The following is a 24,086-nucleotide window of genomic DNA, read 5'->3' on the forward strand; positions in this document are numbered from 1 at the left end:
ATTCCTTCCTCGTCCCGTACGGCTGCACGTAATACTGATGCACCAATTCTCGAATCTCATCGCGGCTAATACCTCGCGGACCAACAGTCATGGCTACTCCTGCTCCTCTTCAATCACTGACTGACTCACAACCAGCCTGACGTAGAGGGCCCCCAACCCGCCCCTCCCGCAGATCGGGTGAGGGAGGATCGCCGGAATTCCTGCGAAACGTGAGGGAGGGTCTGCGGATTTCGTGCGAAACGTGAGGGAGGGACCTACTGGGGGCTGCCGCTCAGACGGTGTAGTGCACGCCGGCGACGGCGACGGCCACGTGCTGGCCGAAGACTTCCTTGGCTTCGGCCATCACGGTGGTCGGGGAAGTCCAGACCGGGATGTGGGTCAGCAGCAGCCGCCGCGCCCCGGCGGCGACGGCCGCCTCGCCGGCGCGCTTGCCCGTCAGGTGCACGTCCTTGATGGCGTCGTCCCGGCCCTCCTCGAAGGCCGCCTCGCAGAGGAACAGGTCCGCGCCCTGGGCGGCGTCCTCGAGGCCGAGGCACGAGTCGGTGTCCCCGGAATAGCTCAGCACACGGGTGACGGGTGTGCCGTCCTTGTCCGGCTCGGTGACCTCCACGCGCAGCGCATAGGCCTCCTCGACGGGGTGGTTCACCGCGTACGGGGTGACGGTGAAAGGGCCCATGGCCACGGGCTTGCGCTCGGACCAGTTACTGAAGTCGAATTCCTCGTGCATGCCCGGGTCCAGGTCCAGCCCGTAAGCGGTCGCCATCCGGTCCGCGGTGGCGGCGGGCCCCCAGACCGGTATCCGGCCGCCGCCCCAGCCGCCCGGCTTCCAGCGCACCGCAACGTGCAGTCCGCACAGGTCCATGCAGTGGTCCGGGTGCAGGTGAGTCAGGAAGATCCCGTCGATGTCCTCGAGGTCGGTGTACCGCTGGATGGCGCCGAGCGCGCCGCTGCCCAGGTCCAGCACGATCTTCCAGCGCCGCTCGCCGTCGTGCGCTGTCAGCAGGTAGCACGACGCCGGCGAGCCGGGGCCGGGAAAGGATCCGGTGCACCCGACAATGGTCAGCTTCACAGGCCGGTCCCGCGCAGGCCGGTCAGCCGCGGCCGATCGGTGGCGACAAAGTTGGAGATCCGGGGCCGGCCGGCGGCGGCCTGGGCCGCGGCGATCATTTCCGGCGTGATCCGGGCAAGGCTGCCGGTGGGGTACTGCGCGGCGACGTGGTCCACATGGCGCACGCTGAGGACTTCCGGGCCGAGGAAGCGGCGGGCCAGGTGCTCGAACTGCGCAGCATCCCCGGTGGCGATGAAATTGTGTTCCGGGGCGGCGGCGCTGGTGCGCTCCAGGCCGCGGGAGGCCAGCGCACGGTAGACGTCCTTGGCGGTTTCTTCGGCGCTGGACACCAGCGTGACTTCTTCACCCAGGACGAAGGAGATCACCCCGGTAAGCAGCGGGTAGTGGGTGCAGCCCAGCACCACGGTGTCCACCCCGGCGGCCGTGAGCGGTGCCAGGTATTCGCGGGCGACGGCGAGGAGTTCGGGGCCGGTGGTGATGCCGGCCTCCACGTAGGGCACGAACGCCGGACACGCCACGGAGGTGATGTCCAGGTCCGGCGCCGCCGCGAAGGTGTCCTCGTAGGCGCGGGAGCCGATGGTGGCGGAGGTGCCCAGCACTCCGATCCGGCCGCTGCGGGTGGCGGCCACGGCCCGCCGCACGGCCGGCTGGATCACTTCGATCACCGGGATGCCGTACCGGGCGGTGTAACGTTCGCGGGCGTCGCGGAGCACGGCGGCGGACGCCGAGTTGCAGGCGATGGTGAGCAGCTTGACGCCGGAATCCACCAGTTCGTCCATCACGCCCAGCGCATTGGCGCGGACCTCGGCGATGGGCAGCGGCCCGTACGGTCCGTGCGCGGTGTCGCCGACATAGAGGATGGATTCGTTGGGCAGCTGGTCGATGATGGACCGCGCCACGGTCAGGCCGCCGACGCCGGAATCAAAGACGCCGATCGGGCGCTCCCCGAGCCCGGAATTCCCGGCACTGTCCGCTGCGGTCTCCGCGGCAGCGTCCGCTGCCGGATCCGTGCTCGATGCTGAAGTCATGATTATTCGAGGATAGGGCTTCGCCGCAGGTGCAGCCATCACATTGTGGCGAGCAACTCGTGTCTCATCGGTCACAAGCGGCGCCGCTGCCCTTACGCCTCGAGCGAGGCCAGCATCGCCTGGACCAGGGATTCCTGCAGCCAGGTGGTGAAGTTGTAGACGAGGGCCAGGTAGCTTTCCACGTCCTCGGCCTGCGACCAGTCCTGCATCCGGTGGACGTGCTCGGCGTCGGCGTCGTCCCGGATGTCGAGGCGTTCGGCGAGCACCAGCCGGATGTCGTTGAGCGCGGTGGACCAGTGCCGGGCGTCGGCCGGGGTCAGCACCAGCTCCTCCTTGTCCAGGCCCAGGGCCGCCGCCCTCAACGCGCCGATCTTGCTCTCCCGCAGCGAGCGCTCGGTGTAGCGGCGGAACTCGAGGGAGGCCGCGTCGTCGTCCTTCATGACGTTGGGCAGCAGGCGCTTCAGGGCGCGGTCGGAGGGCTCCCGGGCCTCGTTGTCGAGTCCGACGAGCGCGGCCAGCGGATCCTGGTTGGCCCGTTCCTCCGGCTCCAGCATGGAGATGACGTCGTCGAAGAGGCTGCGCAGCAGGTCTCGTTCGGCCGGCTCCAGGTACCCCGTGATGCCCTTGAGCCCATATTTAAATGCCTTAGCCACGTTTTCCCTTGCCCTTGCCCGATCCGGTACCGCCCGATCGGCCGCCGCCGGGGCCGCCGCTGGCCTTCTCCACGGTGGCCCACAGGCCGTAGCCGTGCATCGCCACCGCGTGCTGCTCGACCTGTTCCTTGCTGCCGTGCGCCACGATCGACCGGCCCTTCTTGTGGACCTCCAGCATGAGCTTGTTGGCCTTCGCCTCGGAATAGCCGAAGTAGCTGCGGAACACGTAGCTCACATAGCTCATCAGGTTCACCGGATCGTTCCAGATCACGAGGTTCCAAGGGATGTCCGGGGCGGTCAGGACGTCGGTCGACGCCGCTGTTCCGGTCTGGGTGCTCTCCTGGGTGTCAGGGCCGAGCGCAACGCTGAGGGTCATCTGTCCATTCTATGGGGAGGTGGGCCCACGCCGGCGAGGGCCCCACGGCGAAGCGAAGCGAGACGAGGGAGCCGGTGGGGACTAGAGTGAATTTGTGAGTACCTCAGCTGGCTGGGACCATCCCCGCACGTCTCTGTACACCGACCATTACGAGCTGACCATGCTCCAGGCCGCACTGCATTCGGGCGCCGCGCACCGCAAATCGGTGTTTGAAGCCTTTGCCCGGCGGCTCCCCGACGGCCGGCGCTACGGGATCGTGGCGGGCACCGGCCGGCTGCTGGAGGGGATCGCGGATTTCCGCTTCGGCGACGCCGAGCTCGATTTTCTGCGCCGTTCGAAGGTGGTCAACGAGGAGACCCTCGCATACCTGGCCGACTTCTCCTTCTCTGGCGACATCTGGGGCTACGCGGAGGGCGACGCCTACTTCCCCAACTCCCCCATCATCATCGTCGAATCCACCTTTGCCGAGGCCTGCATCCTCGAGACGTACGTCCTCTCAACCCTCAACCATGACAGTGCCATCGCGTCCGCGGCCTCCCGCATGATTACGGCGGCGGGCAGCCGGCCCTGCATCGAGATGGGGTCGCGGCGCACGCACGAGGAATCCGCCGTCGCGGCCGCCCGGGCCGCCGTGATTGCGGGCTTTGACAGCACCTCCAACCTCGAGGCCGGCCGGCGCTACGGGATCAAGACGGTGGGCACGGCCGCCCACTCCTTCACCTTGCTGCATGACACCGAGCGGGAGGCCTTCGAGGCGCAGATCGCCTCGATGGGCGCTGGCACCGCGCTGCTGGTGGACACCTACGACGTCGAGGCTGCCGTGCGTACCGCCGTCGAACTGGCCGGCGACAAGCTCGGCGCGGTCCGGCTGGACTCGGGCGACCTCGTCGCGCAGGCACAGTGGGTCCGCCAGTTGCTGGATCAGCTGGGCAACGAAAACACCCGGATCATGGTCACCTCGGACCTGGATGAATTCGCTATCGCCGCGCTGCAGTCCGCCCCGGTGGACTCGTACGGCGTGGGCACCTCGCTGGTGACCGGCTCCGGAGCGCCGACGGCGAGCATGGTTTACAAGCTGGTCAGCCACACCGACGACGCCGGCAGCTTCGTTCCGGTGGCCAAGGCGGCGAAGAACAAGGCCAGCAAGGGCGGCCGCAAGTACGCGCTGCGCAAACTCAACGACCGAGGCACCGCCACCCAGGAGCTCGTCGGCATCGGGCGCCCCCCGGAGGATGACGGCAACGACCGGCAGCTGCTGCAGCAGTTCATCAAGAACGGCGAGCTGCTGCCGGGCTGGACCGGACCCGAGGGCGTGGAGCGCGCCCGGCAGCGCCACGCCGACAGCATGAAGGAGCTCCCGGCAGTGGTCAACCGGCTCCAGCGCGGCGAAGCAGCCATCCCCACCATCTACGAGGAGGACTGAATGTCACGCGCCTTGATCATCGTCGACGTGCAGAACGATTTCTGTGAGGGCGGTGCTCTCCCGGTTCAGGGCGGGGCCGCGCTCGCCGCCGAAATCAGCGAATACGTCGATGCCCGGCACGGGCAGTTCGACCACATCGTGGCCACCCAGGACTGGCACATCGATCCCGGCGCGCACTTTTCCGAGGAGCCGGACTACACCGACAGCTGGCCGCCGCATTGCGTCGCAGGCACCCGCGGCGCCGAGCTGCACCCGGACCTGGACACCGAATACGTCCAGGCCTACTTCCGCAAGGGGCAGTTCACGGCCGCCTACTCGGGCTTCGAAGGGCTGCTCGCCCCGGACGACGCCGTCCCCACCGGCGACCGCACGCCCGGCTCGCTGCCCGTGGGCGGCGCGGCCGGCCCCGGCGCCTTCGCCGTGGACGACGACGCCATCGGCCTGGACGACTGGCTGCAGAGCCACGACGTCGAAGAGGTTGTGGTCGTGGGGATCGCCACCGACCACTGCGTGAAGGCGACCGCGTTGGACGCCGTCCAGGCCGGCTACTCCGTCACTGTGCCGCGCGGGCTCACGGTAGGGATCGCCGAAGACCTCGACGATGCCTTTGCGGAGATGGAGCTTGGCGGCGTCGATCTCGCCTGAACTCGTGGCACCCAGCGCCGCACAGTAGACTCGGAATCCTTGCCAGTAACGTCGGACCCGTAAATTCCCGGAGTACAYCATGAAGAAGACCCTGACCGTCCTGATCGCTGCCGGGRCYCTGCTCGGCGCWGCCGSCTGCTCGGCCCCGAAGATGACCACCGAGGAAACGTGCGCCCGCATCAAGACCATCACCTCGTCGCCGACGTCCAGTTCGGACAAGTTCGGCATGACCCGGCTGGCGAACCAGATCCGGCCCATCGAGGCCACGGCCTCCGCGGAGCTGCAGGGTCCGCTGCAGTCCATCGTGGACTACCTGGACGAGTCCGCGAAGAAGGACCCGGACCAGGCCAAGGTGGATGACCTGAAGGCCAAGTACACCTCGGCCGGGCAGGCCTTCTCCCAGGCGTGCCCGGCCCCCGCCCAGTAAAGGGACAGGCCGCCAACTGAAAAGGGACCGGGTTTTGACCCGGTCCCTTTTGCGTGCCGCCCTGCTACTTCCGGCCGATGAACCAGTCCTGGAGCTTCCGGAGCCGCGCCTGCAGCTGCTCCTCGTTGGCCTGCGCCACTGCCGGGCCGCCGCACACGGTCCGCAGCTTCGTGTGGATGACGCCGTGCGGGGTGCTGGTCCGCGCGGACCAGGCCGCGACGTTTTTGGCCAGCTCGGTGCGCAGGTCCATCAGCATCCGGTGGTCCGGCACGGCGGGCGCGTCGGGCACTGCGGGCGCCCCCTGCGGCGAGCGCTTGTTCTTGCGGCTGAGCTGCTCATGCTGGCGCTGGCGGAGCAGGGTGCCCACCTGTTCGGCGTCGAGCAGGCCTGGAATGCCGAGGAAGTCCAACTCGTCCTCGGACCCCACCTCGCCGCCGGTCCCGAACTCGCCGCCGTCGAACAGCACCCGGTCGAAGGAGGCCTGCGAGTCGAGCGCCTCGAACTTGCCCTTCATCAGGGTGTCGGAGGCCTTCTCCTCGCGGTTGGCCTCGTCCAGAAGCGAGTCCTCCGGGTTGAACAGCCCGTCGGCGTCTTCCTTCTCCGGTCGGTCCAGGGCGTGGTCCCGCTCGGCTTCCATCGAGTTTGCCAGTGCCATCAGCTGGGGGACGGAGGGCAGGAACACCGACGCCGTCTCCCCGCGCTTGCGGGCACGCACGAAGCGCCCGACCGCCTGGGCGAAGAACAGCGGCGTGGAGGTGGAGGTCGCGTAAACACCCACCGACAGCCGCGGGACGTCCACGCCTTCGGACACCATCCGGACGGCGACCATCCAGCGCTTCTCGCCGGCGGAAAACTCCTCGATCTTGTCCGAGGCCTTCGCGTCGTCGGAGAGAATCACCGTGGGTGACTCGCCGGTGATCTTCTTCAGCTGGCCGGCGTAGGCGCGCGCATCCTCATGATCGGTGGCAATGACCAGGCCGCCGGCGTCGGGCACGCTGCGCCGGACCTCGCTGAGCCGTTTGTCCGCCCCGGCCAGCACTGCCGGTATCCACTCGCCGGTCGGATTCAGGGCCGTGCGCCAGGCCTGGGCGGTGATGTCCTTGGTGACGGCCGCTTCACCGAGCGACGCCGCCATTTCTTCGCCTCCGCTGGTGCGCCAGCGCATCTGGCCGGAGTAGGCCATGAACATTACCGGGCGGACCACGTGGTCACGGAGGGCCTTGCCGTAGCCGTAAGTGTAGTCGGCCTTGGAGCGGCGGATGCCCTCGCGGTCCTCGGCGTACTCGACGAACGGGATCGGCGAAGTGTCCGAACGGAACGGGGTACCGGTAAGGGACAAGCGCCGGGCTGCCGGCTCGAAGGCCTCGCGCAGACCGTCACCCCAGGACAATGCCTCGCCGCCGTGGTGGATCTCATCGAGGATCACCAGGGTGCGTGCCGCCTCAGTCTTGGCCCGGTGCAGCATCGGTTTGCTGGCCACCTGCGCATAGGTGACCGCGACGCCGACGAAGCCGCGGCCGTGCTGGCCGTCGGCGTTCTTGAAGTTGGGGTCGATGGCGATGCCGACCTTGGCGGCGGCGTCCGCCCACTGGCGCTTGAGGTGGTCCGTCGGGGCCACGATGGTTACCCGTTTCACCACCCCGGCGTCGATCAGCATGGACGCCACCCGCAGGGCGAACGTGGTTTTGCCGGCGCCTGGCGTGGCGACCGCCAGGAAATCCTTGGGATGGGTGCTGAAGTAGCTGTCCAGTGCTTCCTGCTGCCAGGCACGGAGCTTGGGCGCCGTGCCCCAGGCGGCCCGCTCGGGATACGCGGGCGGCAGGACAGGTCCGCCAAAGAGTGTTTCAGTCACTTACGGGGCCTCCCATCCGCATACGTCAGCCGGTTCCGGAGAAACCCAAGTAAGCACAAAAACAACCAATCTCTTTCGGATGAACCGGACAACAGCGAAGGCCGGCAACGGATCAAGCCGCGCCGGCACCGGGAGTCAAGTCCCTATTTTCCGGAGACCCCGCCGTCGCCACCCGGGCGCAGGCCCTCGTAGACCTCTTTGCATTCGGGGCAGACCGGAAACTTCTTCGGATCCCGGCCGGGCGTCCACACCTTGCCGCAGAGGGCAATCACGGGCTCCCCGGACAGGGCGGATTCCATGATCTTTTCCTTGCGCACATAGTGCGAAAAGCGCTCCCGGTCGCCCGGTTCCACCTCCTGGCGCAGTTCCTCGCGCTCAATGGTGGCCGTCGACGTCCCGGCCCCGGAGAGCTCACGCATCGGGTCGGTTTCGAGTGGATCCGTCATGCTGGTCATGACACCCATCTTAGCCGCTGCCACGGACTCGACGACGACGGCGGGACGGCTGCGGCGCGGTTACAGGCCCTGCCAGCGCGGCTTTCCGTCATAGCTGTGCCGGTAATAATCGGCGAGTCGCAGCGAGGAAGCCGCCGCCTCATCCAGCAGGAGTGTGACGTGCGGGTGCAGCTGCAGGACCGATGCAGGACAGATGGCGGCCACCGGCCCCTCGGCGAGGTCACGGACGGCCTGCGCCTTCTGTGCCCCGGCGGCGAGAAGGATCACATGCCGGGATTCCAGGATGGTGCCCAGGCCCTGGGTGAGCACGTGGTGGGGCACCTCTGCCTGGCTGCTGAAAAAACGGGCGTTGTCCCGCCGCGTCTGTTCCAGCAGCGTCTTGATCCTGGTGCGGGAGGCCAGCGAGGATCCCGGCTCGTTGAAGCCGATGTGCCCGTCAGCGCCCAGTCCGAGCAGCTGCAGGTCCACGCCCCCGGCCCCGCTGATGGCGTCCTCGAACGCCCGGCAGGCGGCCGGAACATCGGCGGCCTCCCCGTCGGGTCCGAGGACGTTGGCCTCGCTGATGTTCACCCGGCTCGTGAAGTCGCGGCGGATGACTTCGCGGTAGGACTCCGGATGGCCGGCGGGGAGGCCTACATACTCGTCGAGGGTGAAGGCCCGGGTCCGGCTGAAATCGAGGCCCCCGCGCTCGTGCCGGCGCACCAGCTCCTCGTACACGGGCAACGGCGAGGCGCCGGTGGCCAGGCCCAGGACGGCGTCGGGTTTGCTCCGCACCAGGGCCTCGACCGCGTCGGCGGCGAGGGCGGCGCGTGAGCTGCCTCCCGAAAGGATGACGATTTCCATGGTCCCTGCCTTTCGTTGTGACGTTCAGCGGTTGACGGCCAGCTGCGCGAGCAGTTCCGGCCCGCGCGCGTCCAGCCACTTGCCGCCCAGCCGCACGCCGGCGGCGAAGAGGATGCCGCCAAGCACCGGGCCGAGCGCCAGGCAGATCCAGCCCGGTACCGGGCTGCCGCCCGCGAGTTGCATCGCCACCAGGACCAGCTCCGGGCTCACGAGGACCAGCAGGAGGGCCATCCCGCCGAATTGCACCGCCAAGGTCTGCGCCACGTTACCCGGCGGTTTCTTGAACGGGCTGTCGCCGGGCAGCGGCACGGGCATGGTGTAGCGGGCCGAGACCACCGAGGACAGGCCCAGGCCGGTGAAGAGCACGCCCAGGGACAGGCCCAGGACGCAGGGCAGCAGCGGCCAGCCGCCGGTGATGAACATCGGGACGACGCTGAACAGCACCACGACGGGCAGCGCGAAGACCAGGCAGGCCACCGCCCGGCCGAGCCGGTCCTGGCTGCCGCGCACCCCGGCGGACACGTGCAGGGCAAAGGCTGTGCTGTCGTAGGAGACATCCGAGGAGATGGACCAGGCGAGCAGGAAGGCCGACAGCGGTCCGACGAATTGCAGGAGCCCGTAGAAGCCGGACTGGCTGGCCTGGAACCACAACAGCACCGGGAGCAGCGGTACCACCACGAGCGAGCCGGCATAGCGCGGATCGCGCAGCCAGTAACTCAGCGAGCGGGCCACAATCGCCCCGGTGGGGGTGCCCGGGACCACCCCGAACAGCCCCAGGCCGGAGGTCTTTTTCTTGGCGCTCCCCGCGAAGGGCGGTGTGACGAGCGCGCGCTGCAGCAGCACCTTCCAGCACCACACCAAGGCGGCCAGGCTGGCAACCGCGATGAGCAGCTTGAGCACGGCGGTACCGTAGTGGCCGCCGGCGAGCTCGCCGCCGAGGGCCCAGGCGGCCCCGATCGGCGTCCACTCCAGGAACCGTGCCAGTTCGACGATGAACCCGGCCGAGCCTCGGATGCCGCGGGCGACGACGGCCACGATCGGCCCCGTCAGCACCAACGGAATCAGGAAGGCGACCGCGCTGACGTCCTTGAAACGCCGGGAACTGGCCAGGCTGACGGTGCCGGCGGTCACCACCCTTGAGAGCACCACGCAGGTGAGCACCCCGAGGACGGCGCCCACCAGGGCCCCGAACGCGCCCAGGATGCTTCGCGACCAGGTGCCCACGGTCGCCAGCGCCACGAGCGACGTCGCGGCCCCTGGCGTGCCGATCAGCCCGGCCAGGGCCAGGCCCGCCAGCATCTGCGGCATCGGGACGGCGAAGGTCGTGAACCGGGCCGGGTCCAGGGTCAGGTCGGCGGCCGAGGCCACAATCGGGATGATCGCCCAGCCCAGCACCGCGCCGGCGCCGCCCAGCACCACCACCGTCTGCGCCGTCGTGACGTCAGCCTGGCGCAGCAGCAACAGCCCGACGACACCGACCCCGACGATGCCGAGGGCGTAGAGCGCCCCGATGCCGATGCCCACCAGTTGCCAGGGGCTGCGTCGGAGGCTGTTGCGCAGCAGGGTGAGCTTGAGCCTTAGAAGGTGCGCAACCATTCGAGCCCTTCCGCGTGGCTGCGGCCGCCCACCAGCTGGACAAAGCGGTCCTCGAGCGACTCGCCTGCGCGCACCTGGTCGACGGTCCCGGCGGCCAGCACCCGGCCCTCGGCGACGACGGCGACGTGGTCGCACATCCGCTGGACGAGGTCCATGACGTGGCTGGAGACGATGACCGTGCCGCCCGAGGCGACATATCGGTCCAGGATGTCTCGGATATTGGCGGCCGAGACCGGGTCGACCGATTCGAACGGCTCGTCCAGCACCAGCAGCCGGGGAGCGTGAATCAGCGCCGAGGCGAGCGCGATCTTTTTGGTCATGCCGGCGGAATAGTCCACCACGAGTGTGCCGGCGTCCTGGCTGAGGTCCAGGGCAGCGAGCAGCTCGGCCACCCGCGCCACCACCACTGCCCGGTCCATGCCGCGCAGCAGGCCCGCGTAGCTCACCAGTTGCTCTCCGGTGAGCCGGTCAAAGAGCCGTACCCCGTCTGGCAGCACGCCCATCAGCTTCTTGGCCTCCAGCGGGTGCTGCCAGACATCCACGCCATGGACCAGTGCGGTGCCGAAATCCGGCCGCAGCAGCCCGGTCGCCATCGACAGGGTGGTGGTTTTGCCGGCGCCGTTGGGGCCGACGATCCCGTAGAAGGAGCCGGCCGGCACGTCGAGGCTGATGCCGTCCACGGCGATCTTCGTGCCGAAGCGTTTGGCCAGGCCGCGCAGGGCCAGCGCCGGGACCGGGTCAACCGGGCTGGCCGGGCTGGCCGGGCTGGCTGGCGCCGCCGGCACTGGCGGTTGCGGGTGCTCGAAAGTCATATCGCTAGACTAACCGCCGCCGGCGCCGGGCAGGGTCGTCCGAAAGGGGTAATTTAGGCCCTCATCCCAGCGGACGATCCCGGACGGCTAGCGGGGCCCGGCAGGACCGGCAGCGCGGGCGGGCGGGACTAGAACGTGTGCCGCGGGATGGCCCGCTCGTACTGCGGCGGCCACGCGAGTTCCTGGCCCAGCTCAAAGGCCGCCCGCAGCCACCAGTGCGGGTCGCGCAGTGCGGCCCGGGCGATGAAGACGCCGTCCGCCTGGCCGGTGGCCACGGCATGCTCGGCCTGGCCCGCGGAGGTCAGCAGCCCCACGGTGCCGGTCCGGATCCCGGCTTCGCGCCGGATCCGGGCGCTGAATCCGGTCTGGTAGCCGGGGCCGACCGGGATCTTCTGGTGCGCCACGGCCCCGCCGCTGGAGACGTCCACGAGGTCCACCCCGTGTTCGCCTGCCGTGCGGGCCAGCCGTACCGACGCTTCCGCGTCGATGCCGCCGTCGGCCCAGTCCGAGGCCGAGATCCGCAGCAGCAGCGGCATCGAATCGGGGATGACGTCCCGCACCGCGTCGAGAACAGCCAGCGTCAGCCGGTTGCGGCCTTCCTCATTCCCGCCCCAGCGGTCCGTCCGGTCGTTGACCAGCGGGCTCTGGAACTGGTGCAGCAGGTAGCCGTGGGCGCCGTGGATCTCGATCGTGTCGAAGCCGGCGCCGACGGCGCGGACGGCGGCCGCGGCGAAGTCGGCGATCACGCCGTCGATTTCGTCTTCGGTCATGGCCGACGGCGGCGCGTAGCCGTCGAAGGCGCCGGTGCCCGGGCCCACGGTGTTCCAGCCGCCGTCGGAGGCGGGCACCGTGCCGCTGTTGCCGGAGAACGGCCAGTAGGAGGACGCCTTGCGCCCGGCATGCGCCAACTGCGTGCCAATCTTGGCGTTGGCGGCACCGTGGCGGTGAACGAAGGAGACGATCCGCTCCCAGGCTTCGGCCTGGACATCGTTATAGAGGCCGGCATCCCGGGGGCTGATCCGGCCGGCGGCGTTCACGGCGGCCGCCTCGGTCAGCATCAGGGCTGCTCCCCCGGTCGCGAAGGACCCAAGGTGCATCAGGTGCCAGTCGTTGGGCACCGCCTCGCCGGTCTCCGGCCCGCAGCTGTACTGGCACATCGGCGAAACCCAGCCGCGGTGCTCCAACCTGAGCGAGCGCAGCTCCAGCGGCGCGAACAGGGCCGAGCCCATTAGAACAGCACCCGCGCGAGGTTCTGCCGGGCCTTGGCAACACGCTCGTCGGAGGTTCCCACCACGTCGAAGAGTTCCAGCAGGCGCACCCGGGCAGTTTCCCGCTCCGGTCCGAAGTTCCGCCCGATGAACGTCACGATCCGGCCCAGGCCGTCCTCGACGTGACCGCCGGCAACGTCCAGGTCGGCGACGGCGAGCTGGGCTTCGAGGTTGTCCGGTTCCTCGGCGGCACGGCCGCGGACGGCCTCGGTTTCGGCGGCGGACAGGGCCTGGAGCCGGCCCATCAGCTCCACCTGCGCGAGCCCGGCCTTGGCCTCGGCGTCGGCCGGCATCTCGATCAGGGCCTGCCGGTAGGCCGCCGCGGCACCGGCGTAGTCGCCGGCCTCGATGGCGTCGAACGCCTTCTGGTGCAGCGGCGGCAGCGGCGGAGCCTCGGGCTCCGCCGAGCGTGGCCCGCCGGCCCCGAGCCGGCCGGTCACGCCGTTGGCCGCGGCAACCTTGAGGAGTTCGTCGAAGAGGCTCCGCACCTGCTGCTCCTCGGCACCGCCCTGGAACAGCGGCACGGGCTGGCCCTTGACCAGAGCGACGGCGGTCGGAACGGCTTGGACCTGGAAGGCCTGCGCGAGCTGGGGAAAAGCCTCGATATCGGCGGCGCCAAGGACCAGCCGGCCCTCGTAGCTGTCGACAATCTGCTCCAGCACGTCCACAAGCTGCGCCGAGCCCGGCGAGTAAGCGGCCCACAGAGCGACCACCACGGGGACCTGCGCGGAAAGATCTACGAGCTCCTGGAAGTTGGCCTCGGTGACGTCCACGCGCAGCGGCGCGGCGGCGTTGTGGTCGGGGCCGCCGCCGGCTGCCCCCGGGGCGGCCGGCCCCCCGCCGCCCGCACCGGCGGGCGGCGCGGGGCGCTGCTTCAGGGCGGAGAGATCGACGGCGCCGCGCAGGTTGAGCGGGTTGGCGGCAGCCGGAGGAACCGGGCGGGAAGCTGGCGAAGTCATAGCCCCACTCTATCCACTACGCCGCACGCAGGGGCCTATTTGAAGCTTGCCCCCACCAGACCGCGGGTGGCGGCCACCAGCTTCATCGGATCCTTGGAACCGGCCGGCGGCACATAGACTGCGACGGATTCGGCGTAGTCCAGGACCATGCCCGTGCTCGTCTCCTTGCCTCCGGCCAGGGCCGCTGCATCGTCGCCGATGGTGAGCTTGTCGCCGGGGTTCTTGGGCGTGCCGTCAAGACCGAAGTTCAGCCTGCCCAGCACCAGCGCGCCACCGTCGGCGGTGCGGAACACCACGGTGTTCTCCGGCACGACCTTGTGGGTGAAGGCGAAGTTGCCGTTGGTGCCGGACTTCACGACGTCGCTCTGGTACGCCAGGGTATCCGCGATGTACGGCGAGGACTGCCCCTCGGTGAGCTTGTCCTTGAAAGTCGAGTCGGCGGTGGTCAGGCGGTCGCCCAGTCCGGCCAACGCTTCATCGCCGCTGTACAGCAGCCCGGATTTGTCGGAGGCTGCGAGGGTATCGGTGCCGCCGCGGTTGATGCCCGGGAAGGTGGTGCCCGGCTGCAGCGGGGTGGCCCCAACGAGCTTGTAGTTCTCCCGCGGGGAGGCCTGGACAAGGGTCAGCAGTTGCGGAACAACGTTGCCGTCACCCTGGGTGACGGCCAGCACGGACCGCGGCCATGCACGCTTGTTGCTCACCACGGTGGTCAGGAGCTTGGTGGCGCGCACCGGCATCCGCGCCTCGTAGCTGCCCACCTGGGACCGGATCTTGTAGTTGTGCGTGCGCACGTCCAGCTCCGCCGCTCCAACGCGCGACGCCAGCTTGGCGGCGTCCTTGGCCGCGTCGCCGGCATCGACAGCGCCGGCGACCTGCTCGAGGATTCTGCGGAACTGGGCATCCAGCAGCACCGGGGCCGGGGCAGCGGCCGCGGACGAACCGCTCGGCGTCGGCGAGGGAGTCTGGCTGGCCTGCGCCGCGACCCCGGTGCCGGCCACTGCGGCGGCTGTCAGCAGCGCTACCGCGGCGCCGGCGGCCCGCCGGACGGCGGAACCGGCAGCAACGCGCTCGACGGTGCCTGTGCCGGTGTCCGTGTCCGTGCCCGTGCCGGTGGCGCTTCCGGTGCGGGCTTTGGCCCGTGCAGCGGCCTGGGCGCGTGCGCGGCGGGCAAACGGGCTGCCCTTCGGGCTGCCGCCGGTGCCATCCGTGCGGTCGGCCGAGTCGCCGTCGTGCGTCTTGCCGGTCTTGGGCTTGAGCAGCAGCAGGGCTGCACCGGCCAGGATCAGCAGTGCGCCGAGCACCATGAACGGAATGGCCCAGGGGGTGGACGTGTCGTTGGGGAACGTCATCGAAATCGACGAGGGGGCCGGCTTCGTGCCGTCCGCGGCCAGCAACAGCGACCAGTCGCCGTCCGCCGGCGGGGTCCAGTTGTAGTTCAGCTCACCGTTGGCGTTCTCCGTCGTCACCCACAGGTCCGAGCCTGCCGGGGACGGAGCGGCGGCTTCGCCGTCGGAGTGCTGGAGCTGCAGCGTCTTGCCGTCCGCGGAGAGGCCCGACACGGTGTTGTGGGCGGTCTTGCCGACCCACGCCGCCACGTCGTCCGGCCGGCCGGCCGCCAGCATGAAGCTGCCCTCGCCCGTGACGTTGATCTTCACCGTGCCGCCGTGCAGGGTGCGCAGTTTTTCGTCGAACACGGTCAGCGGCGCGGCGGTACCGCCAGCTGGCACACTGGCCGTCACTGTCTCGGGCGGAGCCCAAATCGTCTGCTGGCCGATGCCGGCCAGCAATGTCAGGAGGCCGAGCAGCACTAGTGCAACTGCAGTCTTGAAACGCAAAATAATACCCATCATCAGCGGACACGTAGTTTTAAGAGTAACCGTTTTGTTACCTGCCAGTCAGATCGAGGGCGCGATCGGACGCGGCCCGGCACCCGCTGGCGTGTTTCCGGAGGCCGCCGATCCGCCAGTTGGCAAGGCTGCTGATAGTGTTTGCGGTGATCGTCACACCCTGGCCGCCACCGCGGATCTGCGGGGAACTACCAGACAAAAAGGGCACTAAACGCAGTGACTGAACCCGCGGCTTCGACCCCCACAGGACACGCAGCCAGCCAGGAGCCCGGCGGCCAGCCAGGCGGCCCGCAGGAGCCGGCACCGCAGCTCTCGACCCCGCGGGCGGCCGCCGCCAGCTTCCTCATCTCGATGGCCCGCCGGCTGCGCCAGCCGCTGCCCGGTGCCCAGCCGCGGTTGCGCTTCGAGATGCCTCCCGAGCAGGAAGACGACGACGCCGGCGCCGATCTCGACGGCGACGGCACGGCACGCTTCGGCAGCCCCGGGCCCCGGATGTCCGCCCAGCACCCGCTGTACGTCGGCTTCATGGGCACCGTTGGCGTCGGCGCCGCCCTGCTGGTCTACTGGATCGGCTCGAACACCACCCAGCTGCTGCTCTGGATCGTCACCGCCCTGTTCATTGCCCTCGGCCTGGATCCGGTGGTGCGCTGGCTCGAAGGCAAGAAGGTGCCGCGTCCGGCCGGGATTCTCATCTCCGTTTCCGTCCTGGCCCTGGCCGTCGCGGGTTTCTTTGCCACGCTGATTCCCACGATCGTCCAGCAGGTGACCCAGATCGTCCAGGAGGCCCCGCACTGGATCCAGGATTTCATCGACTCCGACTTTTTCCACACGGTCGACAACCAGTTCGGCGTGCGCGATCGGATCAGCCAGGAACTGGCGAAATTCGTCAATAACCCGGAGGCCATGAGCGGCATCTTCGGCGGCGTCGTGGGCTTCGGCTCCACCGTGGCCAACGGCCTGTTCGGCGCCCTGATCGTCCTCGTCCTGAGCCTGTACTTCCTCTCGGCGATGCCGGCGATGAAGCGGTGGGGCTACCGGCTGGCGCCGCGCTCGCGCCGGGCGCGGGTCGAGGCACTGTCCGAGGAGATTACCGGCTCGGTAGGCAACTACGTCATTGGCCAGGTCTGCGTCGCGTTGCTCAACGCCACCTTCGCCTTCATCGTGATGTCGATTCTGGGTGTCCCGTTCGCCGCACTGCTGGCGTTCGTCGTGGCCCTGCTGGCGTTCATCCCCCTGGTCGGCGGCATGATCGCCGGCGTCCTGGTTACGTTGATCGCCCTCACCGCGGGCTGGCAGACGGCGGTCGTCTACGCGATCTGCTATTTCGCCTACCTCCAGTTCGAGGCCTACTTCATCTCGCCGCGCATCATGCAGAAGGCCGTCGCGGTGCCCGGCGCGGTCGCCGTGATCTCCGTGATCGCCGGCGGCAGCCTGCTCGGCGTGCTCGGCGCCCTGATCGCCATCCCCACCGCCGCGGCGATCATGCTGCTGGTCAAGGAAATTTTCATCGCGCGCCAGGACAAGCACTAGCCAGGGCGCCGGTGCGGGCGCCGCCCAGGGCGGCCGCCCTTCTCAGGGGTGCGCGCTGGCGACCGGGCCGTCCCATGTTTCCGGCAGGGCCGGTGCGCCGGCTCCGCCCGGCAGCACCCGGCCGACGATCTCGTTGAGCACCCGCCCGGCGTACTTCTCCCCCACCCACAGGTGCTTGGCGCCGTCGACGCCGACAAGAGCCGCGTGCGGCACCAGGCTGAAGCGTTCCGCCGCGGCGGCCGGCTGAAGGTAGTCGTCGTGTTCAGGGACCAGCACCTTCAGCGGCTTGCCGGCGGCGGCCCACTCCTTGAGGTGAACATCGGTGGCCCGGTGCAGCGGGGGCGAGAGCAGGATGGCCCCTTCGATCGCGGAGGCCACGGGCTCGGTGGCACCGTACATCAGGGCCAGCTCGGTGCCGAAGGACCAGCCGACCAGCCAGCGGTTCGGCAGTGCGCGCTCGACGGCGAAGCGGACCGCCGCCTCGACGTCGAGCCGCTCGCCGACGCCTTCCTCGAACGAACCCTGGCTGGTCCCGCGCGGCGAAGAGGTCCCCCGGGTGTTGAACCGGAGCACCGCGATGCCGGCGAGGGCGGGCAGCCGGTAGGAGGCCTTGCGGAAGACGTGGGAGTCCATGAACCCGCCGTGCGTGGGCAACGGGTGCAGCGTGATCAGGGTGGCCTTGATCTCGCCGGACTCAGGGACAGCCAACTCGCCGACCAGCCGGTGCCCGTCCTCGGTGCGCAGTTCCACGTTCTCGCGGTGCGCCGGAAGCACCGTGGAGGCACGGATCGCGGTGGGCGCAGAGGGCTGGCTGAACACGTAGGACGCGGGGTCAAAAGTCATGCCCTCCAGCTTAGCGACACCGCAAGGGCGACGGCTCAGCGGTAGCGGTAGCTGCGCGAGGTCCAGCAGTTCGAGTGCCAGTGCCGCCGCTCGGCGAGACCCGCGGCCGGCMCAAAGAGGTGGTCCTCGGACCAGACCACGAGGTGCGCGGTGCCCGGCGGGACCGCGGCAAAGCAACCCGGGCAGACATACGTTTTCCCGGCCCGGCTGGCGGAGATCGAGCGGACCATCCATTCGCCGTCGGGAGCGCTTTCCCGCCTCGCGATTCCGGTCCGGGCGCGCTCCAGGTCCAGTTCCGGCGCGGGTCCTGCGGCGTGTTTGCCGCCTGCCGTCCGCCCGGCGGCCTTCCCGGACGCGCCTTTCCCGGGGGCGGCGTTTGCCGACGCAGCGCGGCGGGGTCGGTTGGATCGGGGCATGGTTCCATTCTGCCCCAGCCAGGACGCTCCCTGCCCATCCCTGGCCCGCCGACGGGGGGCTCGACAGCCCGGCGTGGCGTGGACAGTCAGCCGTGGCGGTAGTGTTGACCGGGTGCGTTTAGTCATAGCCCGTTGCTCCGTTGATTATGTCGGCCGGCTCAAAGCCCACCTTCCGCTCGCCACCAGGCTGTTGCTGGTCAAGGCCGACGGTTCCGTGCTGGTCCATTCGGACGGCGGATCCTACAAGCCGCTGAACTGGATGAGCCCGCCGGCCAGCCTCCGCGTCTCCACTCCGGACGAGGTCGACGTCGAAGTCGGCGTGGTCGAACAGTGGACCGTGCAGTCCGCGAAGACCGACGACCGGCTGATCATCAACATCCATGAGCAGCTGCACGACACTTCGCACGAGTTGGGCCAGGACCCCGGACTGATCAAGGACGGGGTGGAAGCCGACCTGCAGCGGCTGCTCGCCGAGCAGATCGAGACCCTCGGCGCCGGCTTCTCGCTGATCCGCCGCGAGTACTTCACCGCGATTGGCCCGGTGGACATCCTCGCCCGGGACGCCGCCGGCGGCACCGTCGCCATCGAACTGAAGCGGCGCGGCGACATCGACGGCGTCGAGCAGCTGACCCGCTACCTTGAGCTCCTGAACCGCGACCCGCTGCTGGCCCCGGTGCGCGGCATTTTCGCCGCCCAGCAGATCAAGCCGCAAGCGAAGGTGCTCGCGAACGACCGGGGCATTTCCTGCGTCACCCTCGACTACGACGCCATGCGCGGCGTTGACGACAGCGAGTCGCGGCTTTTCTAGCGGCAGCCCGCTCTTGGCGGCGAATTGCGCCGCGGGGAATGGCAGCCGCGTCCGTCCATTCCGGCGCGGCGAAGTCGTTCACACACTCTTTGGATAAAATTTCCGGAATTATCCGCCGCGCCCGTTGACCTAGCGGAACTCCCATGAAATTCTTGTATCAGTCTTTGTGTAGGTGTTTTTCATGCTCGCAAGACATGTTGCGAGCGCGAAGCTCCTGCCGCCAACGCCCGGTTGATCCGGACGGACGCCAAGGTTCTTCTCGCAGAGTGACCAAGCCCGGTGCAAAGTGCGCCGGACTTTCTCAAGATCCACAAATGAGGAGAATTAAATGGCACAGGGAACCGTGAAGTGGTTTAACGCTGAAAAGGGCTTCGGCTTCATCACCCCGGATGACTCCGACGGCGATGTCTTCGTTCACTACTCCGAGATCCAGACCGGCGGCTTCAAGACCCTCGACGAGAACCAGCGCGTTCAGTTCGAGATCGGCCAGGGCGCCAAGGGCCCCCAGGCCACCGGCGTCACGCTGGTCTAGGCTCCCCCGGCGAGGCTGCCCCCCGGCGGCCTCTGCTCTAAGAATGATCCCCGGCCTTGTTGCCGGGGGTCATTTCTTTTTTGCCCGGCAACGAATTCTCCGCCCGCAATTGGCTTAGCTGACGAGCGTCCGCAGCAGGCGCGCGCTCTGGCGTACCGAAAGGTCGGGAAGGTACGCCCGGCTCAGCGCGCGGCCGATTGCCGGCAGTTGCAGCGGGTCCTGGTAGTACAGGTACAAGGTGCGGTATTCCGGCTTGAACCTCGATTTAAACACGGCGAGGGAGCGGAATCCGTACACCGGTTCCAGGGCACGGGCCACCACGTCCAGAATTCCGGCGAGTCCTTCGGCCGGCTTTGCATCGTCTCCGGATTCCTCCGACAATTCCTCCGTGGCCAGCGGGGAGCCAGAAAGTGAAATGGTCTCCACGGAATTACGCAGTTCCCCCACTGCGGAGGCAATCAGGAATTCCATCACCCCGGGGAAGGCGTCGGTGCGCCGGCGCATAAAGTCCAGCGTCCAGCTGACCAGGACCCCCCGGTCGTACACCGGCAGCCAGCTCGTGACGCCCTGAACGCGGCCCTTGCCGTCCACGGCGAGGCAGCACAGCACCTCGCGGTCCGCCAGCTCGTCCAGGCCGCCCAGCGTGAACCCCATTTCCGGGACCGGCTTGCGCGCGGCCCATTCTTCGGACAGTTCACTCAACTGTGCACGCAGCGAGGGGGACAAATCGGCGTAGCGGCCCCAGACCGCGTGCACGCCGGTCTTGGCGGCGCGGTTCAGTGCCGTACGCACGTTCTGCCATTCCTTGCCCTTGAACGTGAGCTCGCGCAGGCCGAGCTGGGTTTCCTGCGCCACCGCCAACCGCCGGTAACCGCGTGCCTGGAGCATGGGCCAGAGCTCGTCGGTGCACGAGTAGAAGCAGGGAATGAGGGCGTTCTCGGCACAATAGTCCAGGAACTGCGCCGCCGTTTCCCCGCGCCGCTCGGCCGGACCGAGCGGGCCGGCAAGCGTCAGCGCCACGTTGCCGTGCTGCTGGTACGCCACAGCCCCCCGCTGCCCCGGGCTGAACCAGTATTTGTTCGGCTCCCAGAGCGCCATCCAGGACAGGGTATCGCCGCCCTGCCTAATCAACCGGCGCACCACGTCCCGGTCCGCGGTTCCGGCGTCGCTGCCGTGCGACCGGCGCAGCAGCACCAGCCAGACACCGACCAGCGCCACCACCCAGAAGGCGATCCCCGAGTAGGCGAACAGGAAGGCCTCGACGGCGTTGCGATGCAGGAAGACGCGGCTGTAGGCGCCGGGAATGGGCAGCGGCAGGTACTGCCGGGCCAATTCCGCGGCAAGACCCAGCCAGCCGCCGTCGCGGTCCAGCCCGCCGGCGGCAAACCAGGCCCCGGCGTAGCCGCCCGCGAGCACCAGGAAGGTCCCCCCGATGGCCAGCCCCAGGATGCGGCGGGCCCGGTGCGTGGTTTCGACCCGGAACAGATGCCGGTTGGCGACGAGGAGGAGCACCAGTGCCAGCGGCACGGCCACCAACGGCAGGACGTGGACAAAGCCGGAGCCCATCAGCGCGGTGTGCGGCCGGTTGGGGTAGTGCGGGATCCTGGCAAACAGCGCCAGGTAGACGGAGGCCAGGGCGGTGACTGCCAGCTGGACCAAAACGGCGATGCGAAGCGCGAGCTGCCTGCCGTGCCGCATGCCGTCCGCGCAAATCAGCAGCAGCACCACAGGCACCACCGCCAGCGCCAGGCCCAGCGGGCCGGCAAAGCCCGGCTGGCCGGTCTCGAGGCAACTGACGTCCACGGCGCCGCCGCAGTTCTGCTCCAGCTGGGTCAGCGTGGGCAGCGGATTGAGGACGACGTCGCGCAGCAGCGCAAGCGGTCCGGTGGGGGTCCGTACGGCAGCGGTGAGGATCGGGCCGACGGCGAAGATGGCGACGGTCAGTGCCAGCAGATTCCGGGTCTCGCGGCCGGTGGAGCGGTGCCGGTGCAAGTTGCCCTTGTCCCCCTGCAACCACCAGCCCGCTAGCAGCCCGACCACGGCGCCGGCCAGGCCCACGACGGTTTCCGGGTGGCCAACATAGAGGACCAGCAACACGGCCCCGGACACCACAGCGGTCCGCAGCCGCCGCTGCCACAGCGTGGGCAGCAGCCCGCAGGCGGCCAGGACCGCCGCGAGAATGGCCGCGTACGGTCCGATCAGCGGGGCATCCACCATCAGGCCCAGCCAGCCGTCGCCGGCGAAGCGGGCCAGCTGGGTAACGAGCAGGAACAGCGACACGGCCCCGAACTGGCCCGCGAAGAAGAATGCGGCGGTGCGGACCGAGCCGAGCTGCCGTTCGGCGGCCCCCAGCAGGACCAAGATCATGAGCGACGCCGCCAGGTACGCCAGCGGGTTGGTCGCAAAGAACAGCGAGGTGAACATCGTCCACCAACGGCCCTCCTGCAGCCCCTGGGCGCTGACGGAGGCTACGTTCAGCATCGACTCCGGCGGACCGTCCAGGAAGCTGCCGGTGGCCGCCGCCGTGAACAGGAAGACCGCGAGCACCGACAGCGTGAAGGGAAGCTGCCGGAACCGGACCCAGACACCGCGCAGGGCGGTCACAGCTGAATCCCCCAGCGCGCCGCGAGAAAGTCCAGCCCGCCCGGCAGGCCCCTGGAGGCGGTCTCCCAGGAGTGGCCGGCGTTGGCGATCTTGTGGGCTTCGACGGTGAACCCGGCACCCCGGGCAGCGCCGGCGAGCAGCGCCATGTACTCCACAAACTCCGGGTCCCGGTCGCCGGCCCCGAAGTAGATCGCCTTGCCGTCGAAGCGGCGGTCCTGCATCACGCGCAGCGGCGTCAACCGGTCGAAAGCGGCGGTGTCGCCGCCGAAGGCCGCGTCAACGGTCTTGTGCCGCTCCTTGGCGATGGCCGGCTCCTTCTCGCTTGAAAACGCCAGGGCCGCGCTGTAGATGTCGGGATGCCGGGTCACCATCTGCATGGCGCAGGTGGCACCGAAGGAGAAGCCGCCGGCGGCCCATTGCTGCGGGTCGGGGTCGACGTCGAGCGTGCCTCGGATCCACGCCGGCACGTCCTGTGCCAGGAAGGTGTCGGCCTGGGCGATGCGGCTGTCCATGCACAGCGTATTGCCGCCGGCGGTGCCGTTGGGATCGACCACGACCACCACCGGCGAGACACCGCCGTGGCCGGCGGCGAAGCGGTCCATCCGGCTCCGCAGGGCGCCCCCGGTCAGCCAGTCCGCGGGGGCTCCGGGCTGGCCGGAGAAGAGCACCAGCACCGGAAGGGCCGGCCGGAGTGAGCTCTGATAGGCCGGCGGTAGGTAAATATAGGCGTCCCGGCTGCGGAAGCCGGAAACCGTGCCGGGAATGCTGGCCTTCCGGAGGGCCCCTTCAGCGGGCAGGCCCGCCGGCGGCGCCCAGACGGACAGGCTTTCCGGGGTGCTCTCCCCCGGCTGGCGCTTGAGCGCGTCCTCCAGAACAGGGATCCGGGCCAAGGCGGTCCCCGTCACGTCGCTGACGGTGTGGTTCAGCCCGAAGTAGGCGTTGATCTGCACCGCGGAAAGCGCCACGACACCCAGCAGGGCGGCGGACGCCACGGCGGTCGAACGGACGCGGTGCACCACCGGCAACGCGGGGCGCGGGATGCTCGCGAGGAAGGGCCTGCGTCCCCAGATGCCGTGCAGCCGGAGCAACCACAGCAGCAGCGCCGCCACGGCCGGGACGCTCCAGACCAGGGTCTCCCAGGGAAGCTCCTCGGGGAAGACGGAGAGAACGTAAATCAGCAGCAGGTGGCTCCCCGCCACGAGGGCGGCCGAAACCATGAGGGCCGCGGCAATCACCACTGCGGAGGCACTGATCGTGTGGCGACGGCCGCTCCGCCACAACAGGTAGGCCATGCCGGCCGCGCCGGCCAGCCAGGCGGTCCACACCACCGGACCGTCGACCAGCCTGATGTCCTCGATGAAGTCCACCGGGACTAGCGCCAGGTGCCGACGCCGACGACCGGGCCGGCCTCGAGCCAGGACGAGAGGCCGGTGTAGGCGTCGAACCTCATGGCCAGCAGAACATCCTGGCCCTCATAGCGCAGCTCGACGATCACGGTCTCGGGTTGCACCTTGACCAATTCGGATTCGGTGGGTTGACGGCGGCCGGTCAGCTCCAGCGAGCTGCGGCGGAAGGTGTGCTTCGGCCGCACGCTGAGCGAGGCGAGCCGGAACCATTCCAGGTCATTGTCCTGATAACGACAAACCCCCATCTGCCAGCTGTTTCCAGCCACGCAGATGGAGGCGTCCACCGTGCCCAGGGCGCGCCGCAAGTTGAAGCGGCGCACCCCGGATAGGCACAGTGTAAAGACCAGCAACGCAAACACGGTTGCCAGTGCGATGAACGGAAAACCAGTAACGTTCATCAAGGTAGGGCTAGCGGATCCCCGCAGTAGCCGCGTCGCCCATTTGGGCGTTGTCAGCAACAATGACGACCCTGTTGTTGTCGACGGAGAAGAAGCCGCCGTCGACAACTACAGCAATACGGTCACCGGACACCGGCTCGATCGCCAGTTCACCTTCGGCCAGAATCGCCAGCAGGGGCGAGTGGCCGGGCAGGATTCCGATTTCACCATCGCTGGTGCGGGCCTTGACCATCTTGGCCGCTCCGGACCACACGAAGTGGTCCGCTGCGACAATCTCAACCTCAAGCTCGGCCATA

The 24,086-nt window shown here is 68.9% G+C and carries 24 protein-coding genes; 6 read left to right on the plus strand and 18 right to left on the minus strand.

Annotated features, from left to right (window positions below; genetic code table 11):
• Positions 1–271 precede the first annotated feature (271 nt).
• The 4 genes from AC1DGI_RS04810 to clpS are packed head-to-tail and all read right to left on the minus strand — an operon-like array spanning position 272 to position 3,126.
• A complete protein-coding gene (locus AC1DGI_RS04810) occupies positions 272–1,069 on the minus strand; it encodes an MBL fold metallo-hydrolase (protein ID WP_476897956.1) in 798 nt (265 codons plus the stop codon).
• Positions 1,066–2,136 (minus strand): glutamate racemase, encoded by a 1,071-nt coding sequence (gene murI / locus AC1DGI_RS04815; protein WP_476897957.1) that lies wholly within the window; start codon positions 2,134–2,136, stop codon positions 1,066–1,068. The genes AC1DGI_RS04810 and murI overlap by 4 nt, the downstream gene beginning before the upstream one ends.
• A gap of 53 nt (positions 2,137–2,189) precedes the next feature.
• The gene (locus AC1DGI_RS04820; protein ID WP_476897958.1) at positions 2,190–2,750 is read right to left on the minus strand and encodes a DUF2017 domain-containing protein; all 561 of its coding nucleotides are present in this window, start codon (positions 2,748–2,750) and stop codon (positions 2,190–2,192) included.
• On the minus strand, positions 2,743–3,126 hold the full coding sequence (gene clpS / locus AC1DGI_RS04825) for an ATP-dependent Clp protease adapter ClpS (RefSeq protein ID WP_441403104.1): 384 nt from the start codon (positions 3,124–3,126) through the stop codon (positions 2,743–2,745). Before clpS ends, AC1DGI_RS04820 begins: the two co-directional genes overlap by 8 nt.
• Before the next feature lie 94 nt (positions 3,127–3,220).
• Between clpS and AC1DGI_RS04830 the strand changes: the two genes are divergently transcribed.
• From AC1DGI_RS04830 to AC1DGI_RS04840, 3 genes are all read left to right on the plus strand, one after another.
• The gene (locus tag AC1DGI_RS04830) at positions 3,221–4,549 is read left to right on the plus strand and encodes a nicotinate phosphoribosyltransferase (protein ID WP_476897959.1); all 1,329 of its coding nucleotides are present in this window, start codon (positions 3,221–3,223) and stop codon (positions 4,547–4,549) included.
• Positions 4,550–5,194 (plus strand): isochorismatase family protein, encoded by a 645-nt coding sequence (locus tag AC1DGI_RS04835; RefSeq protein WP_476897960.1) that lies wholly within the window; start codon positions 4,550–4,552, stop codon positions 5,192–5,194.
• A gap of 79 nt (positions 5,195–5,273) precedes the next feature.
• Positions 5,274–5,621: a hypothetical protein gene (locus tag AC1DGI_RS04840; RefSeq protein WP_476897961.1), complete on the plus strand. Its 348-nt coding sequence runs from the start codon at positions 5,274–5,276 to the stop codon at positions 5,619–5,621.
• Between the two features lie 64 nt (positions 5,622–5,685).
• On the opposite strand, the gene AC1DGI_RS04845 is transcribed toward AC1DGI_RS04840, so the two are convergent.
• The 8 genes from AC1DGI_RS04845 to AC1DGI_RS04880 all read right to left on the minus strand — a co-directional run bounded on the left by AC1DGI_RS04845 (position 5,686) and on the right by AC1DGI_RS04880 (position 15,256).
• Positions 5,686–7,473 carry a DEAD/DEAH box helicase gene (locus AC1DGI_RS04845; RefSeq protein ID WP_476897962.1) on the minus strand — a complete coding sequence of 596 codons (1,788 nt, stop codon included), beginning with the start codon at positions 7,471–7,473 and terminating at the stop codon, positions 5,686–5,688.
• 143 nt (positions 7,474–7,616) lie between these two features.
• Positions 7,617–7,928 (minus strand): DUF3039 domain-containing protein, encoded by a 312-nt coding sequence (locus AC1DGI_RS04850; protein WP_476897963.1) that lies wholly within the window; start codon positions 7,926–7,928, stop codon positions 7,617–7,619.
• Positions 7,929–7,988: 60 nt separating this feature from the next.
• Entirely contained in the window at positions 7,989–8,771 is a 783-nt protein-coding gene (nagB, locus tag AC1DGI_RS04855) for a glucosamine-6-phosphate deaminase (protein WP_476897964.1), read from the minus strand.
• 24 nt (positions 8,772–8,795) lie between these two features.
• Positions 8,796–10,367, minus strand: coding sequence for a transporter (locus tag AC1DGI_RS04860; protein ID WP_476897965.1), 1,572 nt, complete (start codon positions 10,365–10,367; stop codon positions 8,796–8,798).
• Positions 10,349–11,179 carry an ABC transporter ATP-binding protein gene (locus AC1DGI_RS04865; protein WP_476897966.1) on the minus strand — a complete coding sequence of 277 codons (831 nt, stop codon included), beginning with the start codon at positions 11,177–11,179 and terminating at the stop codon, positions 10,349–10,351. The genes AC1DGI_RS04860 and AC1DGI_RS04865 overlap by 19 nt, the downstream gene beginning before the upstream one ends.
• Before the next feature lie 128 nt (positions 11,180–11,307).
• Positions 11,308–12,408, minus strand: coding sequence for an NADH:flavin oxidoreductase/NADH oxidase (locus AC1DGI_RS04870; RefSeq protein WP_441400346.1), 1,101 nt, complete (start codon positions 12,406–12,408; stop codon positions 11,308–11,310).
• On the minus strand, positions 12,408–13,406 hold the full coding sequence (locus AC1DGI_RS04875; protein ID WP_476897967.1) for a co-chaperone YbbN: 999 nt from the start codon (positions 13,404–13,406) through the stop codon (positions 12,408–12,410). The genes AC1DGI_RS04870 and AC1DGI_RS04875 overlap by 1 nt, the downstream gene beginning before the upstream one ends.
• 35 nt (positions 13,407–13,441) lie before the next feature.
• Positions 13,442–15,256 (minus strand): hypothetical protein, encoded by a 1,815-nt coding sequence (locus tag AC1DGI_RS04880; RefSeq protein WP_476897968.1) that lies wholly within the window; start codon positions 15,254–15,256, stop codon positions 13,442–13,444.
• A gap of 348 nt (positions 15,257–15,604) precedes the next feature.
• Between AC1DGI_RS04880 and AC1DGI_RS04885 the strand changes: the two genes are divergently transcribed.
• Positions 15,605–16,783, plus strand: coding sequence for an AI-2E family transporter (locus AC1DGI_RS04885; protein ID WP_476898202.1), 1,179 nt, complete (start codon positions 15,605–15,607; stop codon positions 16,781–16,783).
• A 42-nt stretch (positions 16,784–16,825) separates the two neighbouring features.
• On the opposite strand, the gene AC1DGI_RS04890 is transcribed toward AC1DGI_RS04885, so the two are convergent.
• Together AC1DGI_RS04890 and AC1DGI_RS04895 are read right to left on the minus strand one after the other, a co-directional pair.
• On the minus strand, positions 16,826–17,626 hold the full coding sequence (locus tag AC1DGI_RS04890) for an alpha/beta hydrolase (RefSeq protein ID WP_476897969.1): 801 nt from the start codon (positions 17,624–17,626) through the stop codon (positions 16,826–16,828).
• Between the two features lie 35 nt (positions 17,627–17,661).
• Positions 17,662–18,042, minus strand: a complete 381-nt coding sequence (locus AC1DGI_RS04895; RefSeq protein ID WP_476897970.1) for an ATP/GTP-binding protein — start codon at positions 18,040–18,042, stop codon at positions 17,662–17,664.
• A 112-nt stretch (positions 18,043–18,154) separates the two neighbouring features.
• Between AC1DGI_RS04895 and nucS the strand changes: the two genes are divergently transcribed.
• Together nucS and AC1DGI_RS04905 are read left to right on the plus strand one after the other, a co-directional pair.
• Positions 18,155–18,850 (plus strand): endonuclease NucS, encoded by a 696-nt coding sequence (gene nucS / locus AC1DGI_RS04900; protein WP_441401317.1) that lies wholly within the window; start codon positions 18,155–18,157, stop codon positions 18,848–18,850.
• Between the two features lie 328 nt (positions 18,851–19,178).
• Entirely contained in the window at positions 19,179–19,382 is a 204-nt protein-coding gene (locus AC1DGI_RS04905; RefSeq protein ID WP_011692441.1) for a cold-shock protein, read from the plus strand.
• Between the two features lie 114 nt (positions 19,383–19,496).
• On the opposite strand, the gene AC1DGI_RS04910 is transcribed toward AC1DGI_RS04905, so the two are convergent.
• The 4 genes from AC1DGI_RS04910 to AC1DGI_RS04925 are packed head-to-tail and all read right to left on the minus strand — an operon-like array spanning position 19,497 to position 24,085.
• Positions 19,497–21,986 carry a rhomboid family intramembrane serine protease gene (locus AC1DGI_RS04910; RefSeq protein ID WP_476897971.1) on the minus strand — a complete coding sequence of 830 codons (2,490 nt, stop codon included), beginning with the start codon at positions 21,984–21,986 and terminating at the stop codon, positions 19,497–19,499.
• The gene (locus AC1DGI_RS04915) at positions 21,983–23,353 is read right to left on the minus strand and encodes an alpha/beta hydrolase (RefSeq protein ID WP_476897972.1); all 1,371 of its coding nucleotides are present in this window, start codon (positions 23,351–23,353) and stop codon (positions 21,983–21,985) included. Before AC1DGI_RS04915 ends, AC1DGI_RS04910 begins: the two co-directional genes overlap by 4 nt.
• A gap of 5 nt (positions 23,354–23,358) precedes the next feature.
• The gene (locus tag AC1DGI_RS04920; protein WP_476897973.1) at positions 23,359–23,790 is read right to left on the minus strand and encodes a DUF2550 domain-containing protein; all 432 of its coding nucleotides are present in this window, start codon (positions 23,788–23,790) and stop codon (positions 23,359–23,361) included.
• A 10-nt stretch (positions 23,791–23,800) separates the two neighbouring features.
• Positions 23,801–24,085, minus strand: a complete 285-nt coding sequence (locus tag AC1DGI_RS04925; protein WP_104172348.1) for a F0F1 ATP synthase subunit epsilon — start codon at positions 24,083–24,085, stop codon at positions 23,801–23,803.
• Position 24,086 lies beyond the last annotated feature (1 nt).

The organism is Arthrobacter sp. 05N428_2, from assembly GCF_056397065.1.

Coding starts and splice junctions, on each gene's coding strand:
- AC1DGI_RS04890 (WP_476897969.1), bottom strand. CDS start 17,626: ATGACTTTTGACCCCGCGTCCTACGTGTTCAGCCAGCCCTCTGCGCCC.
- clpS (WP_441403104.1), bottom strand. CDS start 3,126: ATGACCCTCAGCGTTGCGCTCGGCCCTGACACCCAGGAGAGCACCCAG.
- AC1DGI_RS04885 (WP_476898202.1), top strand. CDS start 15,605: ATGGCCCGCCGGCTGCGCCAGCCGCTGCCCGGTGCCCAGCCGCGGTTG.
- AC1DGI_RS04875 (WP_476897967.1), bottom strand. CDS start 13,406: ATGACTTCGCCAGCTTCCCGCCCGGTTCCTCCGGCTGCCGCCAACCCG.
- AC1DGI_RS04920 (WP_476897973.1), bottom strand. CDS start 23,790: ATGAACGTTACTGGTTTTCCGTTCATCGCACTGGCAACCGTGTTTGCG.
- murI (WP_476897957.1), bottom strand. CDS start 2,136: ATGGCTGCACCTGCGGCGAAGCCCTATCCTCGAATAATCATGACTTCA.
- AC1DGI_RS04835 (WP_476897960.1), top strand. CDS start 4,550: ATGTCACGCGCCTTGATCATCGTCGACGTGCAGAACGATTTCTGTGAG.
- AC1DGI_RS04925 (WP_104172348.1), bottom strand. CDS start 24,085: ATGGCCGAGCTTGAGGTTGAGATTGTCGCAGCGGACCACTTCGTGTGG.
- AC1DGI_RS04870 (WP_441400346.1), bottom strand. CDS start 12,408: ATGGGCTCGGCCCTGTTCGCGCCGCTGGAGCTGCGCTCGCTCAGGTTG.
- AC1DGI_RS04905 (WP_011692441.1), top strand. CDS start 19,179: ATGGCACAGGGAACCGTGAAGTGGTTTAACGCTGAAAAGGGCTTCGGC.
- AC1DGI_RS04850 (WP_476897963.1), bottom strand. CDS start 7,928: ATGACCAGCATGACGGATCCACTCGAAACCGACCCGATGCGTGAGCTC.
- nagB (WP_476897964.1), bottom strand. CDS start 8,771: ATGGAAATCGTCATCCTTTCGGGAGGCAGCTCACGCGCCGCCCTCGCC.
- AC1DGI_RS04865 (WP_476897966.1), bottom strand. CDS start 11,179: ATGACTTTCGAGCACCCGCAACCGCCAGTGCCGGCGGCGCCAGCCAGC.
- AC1DGI_RS04880 (WP_476897968.1), bottom strand. CDS start 15,256: ATGATGGGTATTATTTTGCGTTTCAAGACTGCAGTTGCACTAGTGCTG.
- AC1DGI_RS04860 (WP_476897965.1), bottom strand. CDS start 10,367: ATGGTTGCGCACCTTCTAAGGCTCAAGCTCACCCTGCTGCGCAACAGC.